The sequence below is a fragment of the Sphingomonas sp. 4RDLI-65 genome (assembly GCF_049472435.1).
Taxonomy (GTDB): Bacteria; Pseudomonadota; Alphaproteobacteria; order Sphingomonadales; family Sphingomonadaceae; genus Sphingomonas.
Window position 1 is genome coordinate 701,807 of the sequence record NZ_JBCEBT010000001.1, and the last position, 12,473, is coordinate 714,279.

Below are 12,473 nucleotides of genomic sequence, written 5' to 3' on the forward strand. Positions count from 1 at the left end.
TCAATGCGCGAACGGCGGCGGACGGAGCGGATGCTCCGTCCGCCGCCAGACCGTCAGCTACGGATGAACGCCAGGATGTCGGGATTGATCACGTCGGCATGGATCGTCGCCATGCCGTGCGGATAGCCGGGATAGGTCTTGATCGAGCCGTGCTTCAGTAGCTTGACCGCCAGCCGCCCCGTCGTGTCGATCGGGCAGACCTGATCGTCCTCGCCGTGCAGGATCAGCACCGGCTGCTCGACCGACTTCAGATCGGCGGTGAAATCGGTGTCGGCAAACGCGCCGATACAATCATATTGCGCCTTGATGTCGCCGACCATCGCCTGCCGCATCCAATTGTCGGACACCGCGGGCAACACCTTGGCGCCGGTGCGATTGAAGCCGTAAAACGGTCCGGTCGCGAACCCGCTGTAGAAGTCGGCGCGGTTGGCGGCGGTGCCGGCGCGGATGCCGTCGATCGCCTCGGCCGGTACGCCATCGGGATTGGTCGGCGCGCGCGACAGGCGTGGCGGGATCGCACCGATCAGCACCGCCTTGGCGACGCGGCCGTTGGCGCCGTATTTCGCGACATAGCGGATCGCCTCGCCACCGCCGGTCGAATGGCCGATATGGATCGCATCGCGCAGCCCGAGATGCGAGGTGACCGCGAACACGTCGGCGGCATAGGTATCCATGTCGTTGCCGCTCGACGCCGGGCTCGATCGGCCGTGCCCGCGACGATCATGCGCGACGACGCGGTAGCCCTTCTGCGAGAAGAACATCATCTGCGCATCCCAGTCGTCGCCGCTCAGCGGCCAACCGTGATGGAAGACGATCGGCTGGCCCGTCCCCCATTCCTTGTAGAAGATCTGCGTGCCGTCCTTGACTGTGATCGTGCTCATCGTCTTGTCTCCGGAAATTGGTGGGCGGGTCTGTGCGACGGCCACGGCGGGATGCGCGAGCGCGGCGCCGGTCAGTGCCGCGGCACCGAGCAGGACGTCGCGGCGCGAACCGCCTGGTGGCTCGGCAGGCGCCGGATCCGGGGACGTCGAACGCGGCATGGGCTGTTCGTGCACGGTCATCGGCGATCCTTACGCAAAGGGTCTGGTCGAGAGCGGCACCCGGTCGGCTGATCGCGACCTAGGCGCCCGTCGAGGCGAACGGCCCCGCCCCCTTCGTTGCACCGAACGCGACTGCAGCAAATACCCTGGCGTGGTCACCCGCATCCGGCAGAAGACCCTGCACGCCGCATACCGCGGTGCGCACGAATCTCACGCCAACCAATTCCTCGCATCATCCCAAAGCCATAGTTAACCTACGTTTGTTTATTCGTGACGAAATCGACGCCTTACCGAGGAGCAGGACATCGCAAAATAAATATGCAGATAGCGCGAAACCGGACGCCGACTTCATCGATCACAGCGTCTGCATAGTCTTCGCGACACGTCCGGCGACCTCCCGAACGACTTACGCCTTCGCGAGTCGGAAGAATTTTGCGCCGAGGATAACTTCGAACGAACGAGCGCCGATGGCAGTCGCCCATGCTCATGTCGTGCGCCACCGAGCAGCCAACACGGATCGTATGGACGGCGCCGTAATGCCTTGCCCGGCGGCGTGTCCTCGGCCACCACCGGAGCATGCACCAGCGCGCTTCCCTCCTTTCCGTCCAAACACTTGGCAAGTCGGTGCCCGGTCCCCGGCGGCTGTTCCAGCACCTCGATCTCGCGGTCGGCAGCGGCGAGCTGGTCGCGATCATCGGCGAGTCCGGGGTCGGCAAATCGACGTTGCTGAACATCCTCGCGGGGCTCGACGAGGCGGATGAGGGCAGCGTCGCGATCGACGGCGTCGGACTCGGTCCGCTCGACGAGACTGCGCGTACGCGGTTGCGGCGCGAGCGGATCGGCTTCGTGTTCCAGGCCTTCCATATCCTGCCCTATCTGACGCTCCAGCAGAACGTCGCGCTGCCGCTCGCGCTGATCTCGCCCGACAAGGCGGCGGCGGGCGCGCGTGCCGCGGCGATGCTCGACGCCGTCGGCCTGGGCGGGCGCGGCGACGGCTATGCCCGCGACCTGTCGGGCGGCGAACTGCAGCGCGTCGCGATCGCCCGTGCGCTCGTCCACCGGCCCGCGCTGATCCTCGCGGACGAGCCGACCGGCAATCTCGACCCCGACACCGCCGCGCGCGTGCTCGCGCTGTTCGCCGACGCGGTCCGCGGCAATGGCGCCGCCGGGATCATGGTGACGCATTCCGCCGCCACCGCGGCGATCGCCGACCGCGTGCTGACGCTGGGTGCCGATGGACTGGTGGAGCATCATGGCGGCTGAGCCCGGCCTGCGCTCGGGCCGGCTCGCGCTCGGCTGGCTGATCGGCGGCGAATGGCGTTTCCACCCCGCGCGCTTCCTGACGACCGCGGTGGCGATCGCGGTCGGCGTCGCGCTTGGCTTCGCGGTCCACCTCGTCAACGGATCCGCGCTCGCGGCGTTCGACGGCGCGATGCGCGGCGTCAGCGGCGCGGCCGAACTGTCGGTCCGCGCGACCAGCCCGCTGGGGGTCGACGAACGGCTCTATCCCCGGGTCGCCCGCGTCGCCGGTGTCGCCGATTCCAGTCCCGTGGTCCGCCTCGATGCACGAATCGGCAAGACCAGGCTGACGCTGCTCGGCGTCGACGTTATCCGCGCCGCCGCGGTGACGCCGTCCTTGATCGGCGTCCGCCCGCGCGGCCCCGATAGCGGCGGCGATGCAGCCTTTGATGACGAAGCGCTGTTCGTGTCGCGCGCCGCGCTGGCGCAGACAGGGACGAAGGTCGGCGAGCGTGTGGTGGTGGTCGCCAACGGACGCTCCGTTCCACTTCGCATCGCCGGCACGCTGCCTGCGGCCGACGATGCGGCGGCGGTCGCGGTGATCGACATCGCCGCGGCGCAGTGGCGGTTCGGCCGGCTCGGACGGATCGACCGGCTCGACCTGGCGCTGTCGGATCGAGCGGTCGCGGAGGCGGCGTTGCGCGCGATCCTGCCCGCCGACGCGGTGCTGTCGACGGCAGAAACGCAGAACGCGCAGGGCGACGCGCTGTCGCGGGCCTATCGCGTCAACCTCGACATGCTCGCGCTGGTCGCGCTGCTGACCGGCGGCTTCCTCGTCTACTCCGCGCAATCGCTGTCCGTCGTGCGGCGCCAGCGCGCGTTCGCGTTGCTGCGCACGCTCGGCATGCCGCGCGGCGGGATCGTCGCGGCGGTGGTGGTCGAGGGGCTTGCGATCGGGCTGGTCGGCGCCTCGGTCGGGCTGCTCGCGGGCTATGGTCTCGCCTCGGCCGCGCTGCACTGGTTCGGCGGCGACCTCGGCGCAGGCTATTTCGGCGGCGGCGCGGCGCGCGTCGTATTCCAGCCGGCGGCGGCGTTCGGTTTCTTCGCGCTCGGCCTGCTGGCCGCCGTGCTCGGCAGTGCCCTGCCCGCCCGCGCCGCCGCCCGTGCAGCGCCCGCCGCGGCGCTCAAGAACGCCGGCGACGTGCTCGATCCGCGACGGCCGGTCGCCTGGTGGCCCGCCGCCGCGCTGTTGCTGGCGGGGATCGCGGTGTCGCTGTTGCCGGCGATCGACGGCCTGCCGCTGTTCGGCTTTGCCGGCATGGCGCTGATGCTGGCCGGCGGCGTCGCGGGCGTGCCGTGGTTCGCCCGCTTGCTGCTGACGCCACTGGCAAGACGCGGGCGTGGCGGCGTGCCAGGCCTGCTGGCGATCCGCCATCTCCACGGCGCGCCGGGCGAGGCCGCGACCGCACTCTGCGGGATCGTCGCGTCGACCGCGCTGATGATCGCGATGGCGACGATGGTGACCAGTTTCCGCGGCGCGGTCGACGAGTGGCTCGGGCAGGTGCTCGGCGCCGATCTCTATCTGCGCACGACCGCGGGCGCGAGCTTCGATCCTGCCACGCGCACCGCGCTGGCGACCACGCCGGGCATCGCCCGCCTCGCCTTCAGCCGCCAGATCCCGCTGACCATCGCCCCCGATCGCCCGCCCGTCAGCCTGATCGCGCGACCCGAGCGCGACGGCCGCGATCCGCTGCTGGTGCTGATCGCGCGCGGGCCGCCGGTGACCGCGGCGGCGTTGCCGGTATGGGTCTCCGAACCGGCGCAACGGCTGTACGGCTGGGATCCGGGCGAGACGATCGTGTTGCCGATCGCCGGGCGCACGCGGTTCGTGGTCGCGGGCGTCTGGCGCGATTACGGGCGGCAGGCGGGCGCGGTGCTGATCGACGAGGGCGACTATCAGCGACTGACCGGCGACGAGGGGCGCGACGAGATATCGGCGATGGTCGCGCCCGGCCGCGATCCGGACCGGGTGGCGCAGGCGATGACCGCGAAGCTGCCTGCGTCCTTGCGCGACCAGGTCGAGGTCGGCCGCCCCGCCACCTTGCGACAGCTCGCGCTGCGCCTGTTCGACCGGAGCTTCGCGGTGACCTATCTGCTGGAGGCGGTCGCGATCCTGGTCGGGCTGGCCGGTGTCGCCGCGACGATGTCGGCGCAGACGATCGCGCGCGAACGCGAGTTCGGCATGCTCCGGCATCTCGGGCTGACGCGCGGACAGCTTTCGCGGATGCTCGCGATCGAGGGCGCGATCGTCGGGCTGACCGGCGCGCTGGCGGGGATCGGGCTTGGGCTGATCCTGTCGCAAGTGCTGATCCACGTCATCAATCCGCAGTCGTTCAACTGGACGATGACCACGCGGGTGCCGCTCGGGACGCTGCTCGGCGTCGCGGCGGCGTTGACCGGTGCCGCCGCGCTGACCGCGGTGCTGGCAGGGCGGCGGGCGACCGCGAGAAGCGCGGTGCAATCGGTACGGGAGGATTGGTGATGCGCCGTTCGGGAGCCCTGATCGGGCTGATCGCCACCGTCGCAGTCGCCGCGCCCGCCGCCACGCCTTACCCGGTCGTGCGGCCGGGGATCGTCCTCAGCTTTCCGGCGGATCACGGCGCGCATCCGGCGTTCCGTACCGAATGGTGGTACGTCACTGGCTGGCTGAAGACCGATGCGGGCGAGGATCTCGGCTTCCAGGTGACGTTCTTCCGGACGCGCCCGCAGGTCGACGGGCGCAATCCGAGCCGCTTCACGCCGGGCCAGATCCTGTTCGCGCATGCCGCCTTGTCCGATCCCGCGACCGGAAAGCTGCTCCACGGCGAGCGCGCCGCGCGCCAAGGCTTCGGCCTGGCGCAGGCGCGGACGGGCGATGCCGACGTGGCGATCCGCGACTGGCGCATCCGGCGCGCGCGAGACGGCCGCTGGTCGACGCAGGTCACCGCGGACGGCTTCGCGCTGGCGCTCGACCTCCAGCCGACGCAGCCGCCGCTACCGCAGGGGTCAGGGGGTTACAGCCGCAAGGGTCCACGGCCCGAGGAGGCGAGCTATTATTACTCGATCCCGCACCTCCAGGTGAGCGGCCGGGTGACGCGCGGCGGCAGATCGGTTGCCGTGCGCGGCGAGGCATGGCTCGATCGCGAATGGTCGTCCAACTACCTCGCACCGACTGCGCAGGGCTGGGACTGGACCGGGCTCAATTTCGACGACGGTTCCGCGCTGATGGCGTTCCGCATTCGGCGCAAGGGTGGCGGGACCTTGTGGTCGGGCGGGTCGCTGCGCCGCGCGGATGGCACGACCGTGGTACTGGGGCCGCAGGACGTGACGTTCCGCCCGCTCGCGACCTGGCGCAGCCCTGCGACCGGCGCGACCTACCCCGTGTCGCAGGAGGTCGGCGTCCGCATCGCCGGCCGCGTGGTACGCTGGCGCCTGACACCGATGTTCGCCGCCCAGGAACTCGACGCGCGACGCAGCGGCCTGCCGGTCTATTGGGAGGGCGCCGTACGCACGCGCGGTGGCCGCGGCTATCTCGAACTCACCGGCTATGATCGCCCGCTCGCGATGTGACACCCCTGCGTAAACTCAATGCAGCTTCAGGCTCGGCCGGACGATCTTGTTGACGTGCCCCACGACGATCAGCGCGCTGCCCTTCAGCCAGCCATGGATCGCGATCAGGTGCATCCGGTACAGCGACAGATACACGAACCGCGCCAGCCGCCCCTCGATCGCGAGCTTGCCGCCGACCAGATTGCCCATCAGCGTGCCGACCGTCGAGAACCGGCTGAGCGACACCAGCGACCCGTGATCCTTGTAGACGAAAGCGCGCGCGGGCTTGCCCGCCATCAGCCGCTTGAGATTGTCGAACACCGTCGATGCCATCTGGTGCGCGGCCTGCGCGCGTGGCGGCACGGGACGATCGCGGCCGGGGAGCAGGCACGACGCGCAGTCGCCCATCGCAAAGACCCGGTCGTCGATCGCGGTCTGGAGCGTCGGCGTCACGACGATCTGGCCCCCGCGCGACAAGTCGAGACCGTCGAGCCCGCCCGGGATCGCCGCCGCCTTCACGCCCGCCGCCCAGACCTGGAGATCGGCGTCGATCCGGTCGCCCGAGCCGGTGGTCATGCCCTCGCGGTCGGACGCGGTGACCGGGGTGTTGACGAGCACGCGGACGCCGAGCGCCTCGAGCTCGCGCTGCGCCGCCGCCGCCAGCCGTTCGGGCAGCGCCGGCAGGATACGCGGCCCCGCCTCGATCAACGTCACGTCGAGCCGTCCGCCATCGAACACCTCCAGCCCGTAATAGCCGAGCGCCGCCGCCGCGTTGAACAGTTCGGCGGACAGCTCGACCCCGGTCGCGCCGCCGCCGACGATTGCCACCCGGACACGCGCGTCGCTCGCGGGATCGGTGGTCATGGTGCGCGACACGCGCAGGCACTGGTCGAGCAGGCGATCGCGGAACCGGTCGGCCTGCGCGCGGCTGTCGAGGAAGGTGCAGTTCTCGGCGACGCCGGGCGTACCGAAATCGTTGGTCACCGAGCCATAAGCGAGCACCAGGTAATCGTAGCGGATGCTATGCGCGGCGATTACCTCGCGACCATCCTCGTCGTTGACCGGCGCGAGGTGGACCTGCCGCGCGGTGCGATCGATCCCGGCCAGCGCGCCATAGAAGAACCGGTAGCCCCAGCGGTGGCAATGGCTGCGATAGCCGACCTCGTCCATGTTGGCGTCGAGCGAACCGGTCGCGACCTCGTGCAGCAGCGGCTTCCAGATATGCGTGCGGTTGCGGTCGACGACGATGATGTCGTGCCGCTTGCGTCCATAGCGCGCACCCAGCCGGGTCGCGAGCTCGAGCCCGGCGGCGCCGCCACCGACGATGACGATCTGGGTCTTGCTGGCGGTCATGGTGGTAGTCCTCGTCGAATGGGGGGGCACGATCATGTGCTTGGGGCCCTCTCCCTATGACGACGACGCGCCCTGCTTCCCGGTCTTTGCCGGGATGACATTGGGTCGGGAGCGTCAGCCCCCTCCCCGATCTCAGACGAGCCTGGCGTGCTCCAGCGCGGCGTCGACCGCCGTCCGCGATGCCGCGCCCGCAAGCGTCATCGGCAGGCGAAGCGTCTCGGGAAACCCGGCGCGTATCTGGGTCATAGCGTATTTTACCGGCCCCGGCGATGCGTCGGTGAACAGCGCCTCGTGCAGGGGGTAAAGCTGGTCCTGGTACGCCAGTGCCTTGACGAAGTCGCCCGCCTGGCAGGCCGCCTGGAACTCCGCGCAAAGCCGGGGCGCGACGTTGGCCGTGACCGAGATGCAGCCCGTGCCGCCCATCACGTTGAACGCCAGCGCCATGTCGTCGTTACCCGACAATTGGCAGAAGTCGGGCCCGCACGACGCGCGGTGCTGCGAGACGCGGGCGAGCACGCCGCTGGCATCCTTCACGCCGACGAACACGTCCGGGAACGCCGTCACGATCCGCGCGAGCGTTGCCGGCTGGATGTCCGTCACCGTGCGCGCGGGGACGTTGTAGAGGATGATCGGCAGCGGCGTCGTCGCGGCGAGCGCTTCGAAATGGCGGAAGATGCCCTCCTGCCCCGGTCGATTGTAATAGGGCGGCACCATCAGCGCGGCGTCGGCACCGGCCTCCTTGGCGGCGCGCAGGTTTGCCGAGGCGACGCGCGTGTCGTTCGAGCCGGCGCCGGCGATCACGGGCACGCGCCCCTTCGCCTGGTCGACGCAGACGCGGACGACGTGGAAATGCTCGTCGTACGACAAGGTCGCCGCTTCGCCGGTGGTGCCGCACGCGACCAGCCCGGACGAGCCCTCGACGATCTGCCACTCGATGAAGTCGCGATAGGCGGGTTCGTCGAAGCTGCCATCGGCGGCGAACGGCGTGACGAGCGCCGGAATCGATCCTGAAAACATGCGGTAGCCTGCGTCCCAATTGCGCCGGATGTCGGGGAAAATCCGGATTTCGTTCAGGACAGATACGGGTTCGAGGCGTATGCTGTCCACATGGTAGCATCGATGTTTAAAACGAGCCTTCTCCTCGCAGCCGTGGCGGGGACGGTCGCCGCGTCCGGCGCCGGTCAGCAGACGCTCGATCGCTACAGCACGCAACTCGCCAATATGGGACCGCAGGCGCAGCCGATGACGCCCCCCATGAACAGCGACGGCGCGATCGCCTCGACCATCGCGCAGTGGCGGGCGTTGCAACAGACCGACGCGCTGCCGTTCGACAGCTATGCAGGCTTCCTGATGGCACATCCGGGCTGGCCCAACGAGACCGCGAACCGGCGTGCGGCCGAGCGCAAGGCGGTGACCGGTTCGCCCAACAGCGTGATCGCCTTCTTCCGCCGGTATCCGCCGCAGTCCGCATCCGGCGGCGTCGCCTACGCTCGGGCTTTGCAGGCGACGGGCGCGCGGGATCAGGCCTATGCGGCGGTGCGGACGGCGTGGCGCAGCAGCGGGTTGACGCCGACCGACGAGGCGATGGTCGTATCGGGCTTTCCGGGTGCGCTGACGCCGGACGATCAGGATGCGCGGATGGATGCGCTGCTGTGGGCGGGCCAGACCGGCGCGGCGCAGCGGCAGATCGTCTGGACGAGTGCCGCGCGACGGCCGATATTCCAGGCGCGGCTGGCCTTCCGGACGAATGCGCCGAACGCCTCGGATATCTCGGCGTCGACGCAGACCTTGTATGCGAACGACGCGGGTTATGTCGCGGACCGGGCGCAGTGGTTGCGCAATTCGGGCGCCAGCCCTTCGGCGCGGGCGTGGCTGGCGCGACCGCGGTCGTTGGTCACGCGGCCGGGCAATGCGGCGGAATGGTACGAGGTGCTCGTCACCAATGCGAACGGCGCGGCGAACGACGGGCAATATCAGGTCGCCTACGACATCGCGCGGCAGATCGACGACGCGTATCCGTACGGGGCCGACGTCTCGACGAAATCCTATGCCGAGCGCGACGAATATACCAATCTCGCCTGGCTCGGCGGACGCGTCGCGATGAAACAGCTCGGTCGGCCGGCGGATGCGATGACGCTGTTCGACCGGTATGCGCGGGGCTCGCGCTCGCCCCAGGTCCGGTCGAAGGGCTATTACTGGGCAGGACGCGCGGCGGAAGCGGCCGGGTTGGCCCCTCAGGCGGCGGCGTTCTACGGCCAGGCGGCGGGCTACCGCGATCAATATTACGGGCAGCTGGCGAACGAGCGGACCGGCCGCGCGCTGGTCGCGCCGCCTTCGGTCGCGTCGGTGGCGGTCGATCCGGCAGCACGGGCCGCGTTCGACCGGCGCGAGACGGTGCGCGCGGTCAAGTTCCTGGGGCAGATTAACGACTGGCAGGACCAGACCGCGTTCGTCCGCCAGATCGCCGCGGACGCGACGACCGATACCGATCACCTGCTCGCCGCCGAACTGTCGAAAAGCATCAACCGCCCCGATCTCGGCGTGATGGTCGGGCGCAGCGCGCTTGCGAACGGCTTGAGCGACTATTCCGCGGTCGGCTTCCCGATGGTGTCGGTGCCGTCGGGGTATGAGGACAACTGGACGATCATCCACGCGATCTCGCGGCAGGAAAGCCAGTTCGATCGCGCTGCCGTGTCGCATGCAGGGGCTCGTGGCCTGATGCAGCTGATGCCGGCTACCGCGCGAGAGCAGTCGGGCAAGATTGGCCTCGCGTATAATCAGGCGGCGCTGACGACCGATCCGAACATGTCGATCATGCTCGGCTCGAGCTATTTCCAGCGGGTCTACGCCAATTACGGCAGCTATCCGCTGGCGGTGGCGGCATATAATGCGGGCGGCGGCAACGTGAACAAATGGCTCCGCGCGAACGGCGACCCGCGGACCGGGGCTGTCGATATCATCGATTGGGTCGAGGCGATCCCATACCAGGAGACACGCAACTACGTGCAGCGCGTGCTGGAGAATGCGGTGGTATACGACCTGATGAACCCCGCGCGGGCGAAGAGCCGGGGGGCAGCACGGCTGTCGTGGTATCTAGGAAAAAACCGACCGGGCTGAAGCCTGGCTACTTGAGAAGATTGTTCTCCCGCGAAGGCGGGAGCCCAGACTGGGCTCCCGCCTTCGCGGGAGAACAAGAGCGCGGTACCGGTCATCGTCATCCCCCCCCCCCTAAAGTCCGTCACCCCAGCGAAAGCTGGGGTATCCCGGTTGTCGGTCGGGCTGGAGCCGCGGGAGACCCCAGCTTTCGCTGGGATGACGCGGGAGGCTGCTAAGGTGACAGTTGTTCCGGCTAGGGTGACCGATCTCGAGGCGGTATAGCATCCCGCATGGACCGCCCGAACTACATCACCCCCTCCGGCTACACCGTACTCCGCACCGAATACGAGCAACTCCTGTCGACCGAGCGCCCCGCCTTGGTCGAAGTCATCTCATGGGCCGCCGGCAACGGCGACCGCTCCGAGAACGGCGACTATATCTACGGCCGCAAACGCCTGCGCGAAATCGATCGCCGGCTCGGCTGGCTGTCGAAGCGGATGAAGGCGGCCAAGGTCGTCGACCCCGCCGCCCAGGAAGATCGCACGCGCGTCTGGTTCGGCGCCTGCGTGACGGTCGCCGACGAAGACGACGTCGAGCGCGTGCTGACCCTGGTAGGCGACGACGAGACCGACGCGAGCAACGGACGGATCGGCTGGAACTCGCCCTTCGCGCGCGCCTTGCGCGGCGCCGCGATCGGCGACGTGCGCCGGGTGGACCTCCCCGCCGGCGAACGCGAATACGAGGTGATCGCGATCGCCTATCCCTAACGGTGCGATCCTCCCCCGCCAGGGGGAGGTGGCACCGCAGGTGACGGAGGGGGAGGATACGGAACAGCGGTTGGCGCTTACCTCCCCCTCCGTCTGGCAATCGCCAGCCACCTCCCCCTTACGGGGGATGATCGCTAAGCGGCCGCAAACGATCCGTTTCGATTTACGCGAATTGACCCACATCCCGCCCCGTGTGACGTTTCGCCAACGCAACGACACCCGAGGACTTCCCCATGCCGATACCCGCCAACTGGTCCGCCCGCCTGCTCAGCGTCATGCGCGTCGTCGTCGCGCTCGTCTTCTTCAGCCACGGCATCTCGAAGTTCTTCGGCCTGCCGCCCTTCGCGATGCCGATGAACCCGCTGCTGTACGCCGCGGGCGGCCTTGAGGTCGTCGGCGGAGGCTTGCTCATCATCGGCCTGTTCACGCGCCCGGTGGCATTCGTGCTCTCGGGCATGTCCGCAGTCGCGTATTTCCTCGCACATTTCCCGCAAGGGCCTTTCCCGATCGCCAATGGCGGCGAGCCGGCGGTGCTGTACTGCTTCGTCTTCCTGTACCTTGCCGCGGCCGGTGGCGGCGTCTGGAGCGTGGACGCGCAGCGTCGGCGCGTCTAACCTCGCGCGCATGATCGATACCACAACGCGCAACGTCGCCCTCCTGATCGACGCGGACAACGCGTCCGCCGCAACGCTCGACCCGGTGCTGACCGTCCTTGCCGAACTCGGCACGGTCAACGTCCGCCGGGTCTATGGCAACTGGTCGAAGCCCGCGCTCAAGGCGTGGAGCGACATGTCGATCAAGCACGGCATCGAGCCGCAGCAGCAGTTCGACCTGACCAAGGGCAAGAACGCGACCGACATGAAGATGACGATCGACGCGATGGACCTGCTGTTTCGCGGGCGCATCGACGGCTTCGGCATCATGTCGTCGGACAGCGATTTCATGCCGCTCGCGACGCGTATCCGCCAAGACGGCATACCGGTCTACGGCTTCGGCACCAGCCGCACGCCCGAGGGTTTCCGCCAGGCCTGCACGCGGTTCATCGACGTGGGCGCGCTGAACGAAACGTCGCAGCCTATGCCCGCGCCAACCCCCGCCCCGGTGGCGGGCGAGAAGCCCGCTACGCCGACACCGGTCGCTCGCCCCAAGACGGCGCAGCCGATCGACGAGCAGGTCATCAAGCTCCTGATCGACGCGTACAACGCCGTGAAGCGCGACGAGAAGGGCTACGCCAGCGTCGCCGAACTTGGCCAGCTTGCGGGCAACCGGTCGAGCTTCGATGCGCGCAACTACGGGTTCAACCGGCTGTCCGACCTGATCGAGACGATCCCCAATTTTCAGCATGAGCGCCGCGAGGGTGGCCGGTCGTTCGTGAAGCGTCTGCGGTAGA

At 68.9% G+C, this 12,473-nt stretch carries 10 protein-coding genes; 7 read left to right on the top strand and 3 right to left on the bottom strand.

Annotated features, from left to right (window positions below):
- Positions 1–53 precede the first annotated feature (53 nt).
- Positions 54–881 carry an alpha/beta fold hydrolase gene (locus VH567_RS02940; RefSeq protein ID WP_423323700.1) on the bottom strand — a complete coding sequence of 276 codons (828 nt, stop codon included), beginning with the start codon at positions 879–881 and terminating at the stop codon, positions 54–56.
- A gap of 783 nt (positions 882–1,664) precedes the next feature.
- Here VH567_RS02940 and VH567_RS02945 point away from each other — a divergent pair.
- Genes VH567_RS02945 through VH567_RS02955 form a run of 3 tightly spaced genes read left to right on the top strand, consistent with a single transcriptional unit; the run spans position 1,665 to position 5,888 of the window.
- Positions 1,665–2,303, top strand: a complete 639-nt coding sequence (locus VH567_RS02945; RefSeq protein WP_423323028.1) for an ABC transporter ATP-binding protein — start codon at positions 1,665–1,667, stop codon at positions 2,301–2,303.
- Positions 2,293–4,821, top strand: a complete 2,529-nt coding sequence (locus VH567_RS02950; protein ID WP_423323030.1) for an FtsX-like permease family protein — start codon at positions 2,293–2,295, stop codon at positions 4,819–4,821. Before VH567_RS02945 ends, VH567_RS02950 begins: the two co-directional genes overlap by 11 nt.
- On the top strand, positions 4,821–5,888 hold the full coding sequence (locus tag VH567_RS02955) for a lipocalin-like domain-containing protein (protein WP_423323032.1): 1,068 nt from the start codon (positions 4,821–4,823) through the stop codon (positions 5,886–5,888). The genes VH567_RS02950 and VH567_RS02955 overlap by 1 nt, the downstream gene beginning before the upstream one ends.
- Before the next feature lie 15 nt (positions 5,889–5,903).
- On the opposite strand, the gene VH567_RS02960 is transcribed toward VH567_RS02955, so the two are convergent.
- Together VH567_RS02960 and dapA are read right to left on the bottom strand one after the other, a co-directional pair.
- Complete coding sequence (locus tag VH567_RS02960; RefSeq protein WP_423323034.1) at positions 5,904–7,220, bottom strand: NAD(P)/FAD-dependent oxidoreductase; 1,317 nt, start codon at positions 7,218–7,220, stop codon at positions 5,904–5,906.
- 132 nt (positions 7,221–7,352) lie between these two features.
- Positions 7,353–8,237: a 4-hydroxy-tetrahydrodipicolinate synthase gene (gene dapA / locus VH567_RS02965; protein ID WP_423323702.1), complete on the bottom strand. Its 885-nt coding sequence runs from the start codon at positions 8,235–8,237 to the stop codon at positions 7,353–7,355.
- A 102-nt stretch (positions 8,238–8,339) separates the two neighbouring features.
- On the opposite strand from dapA, the gene VH567_RS02970 reads away from it, so the two are divergent.
- The 4 genes from VH567_RS02970 (at position 8,340) to VH567_RS02985 (ending at position 12,472) form a co-directional block, all read left to right on the top strand.
- Positions 8,340–10,337 (top strand): lytic transglycosylase domain-containing protein, encoded by a 1,998-nt coding sequence (locus tag VH567_RS02970; protein WP_423323036.1) that lies wholly within the window; start codon positions 8,340–8,342, stop codon positions 10,335–10,337.
- Between the two features lie 269 nt (positions 10,338–10,606).
- On the top strand, positions 10,607–11,083 hold the full coding sequence (gene greB, locus VH567_RS02975; RefSeq protein ID WP_423323038.1) for a transcription elongation factor GreB: 477 nt from the start codon (positions 10,607–10,609) through the stop codon (positions 11,081–11,083).
- A 233-nt stretch (positions 11,084–11,316) separates the two neighbouring features.
- Positions 11,317–11,697 (top strand): DoxX family protein, encoded by a 381-nt coding sequence (locus tag VH567_RS02980; protein ID WP_423323040.1) that lies wholly within the window; start codon positions 11,317–11,319, stop codon positions 11,695–11,697.
- Positions 11,698–11,707: 10 nt separating this feature from the next.
- Positions 11,708–12,472 (top strand): NYN domain-containing protein, encoded by a 765-nt coding sequence (locus tag VH567_RS02985; protein WP_423323042.1) that lies wholly within the window; start codon positions 11,708–11,710, stop codon positions 12,470–12,472.
- Position 12,473: the final 1 nt, after the last annotated feature.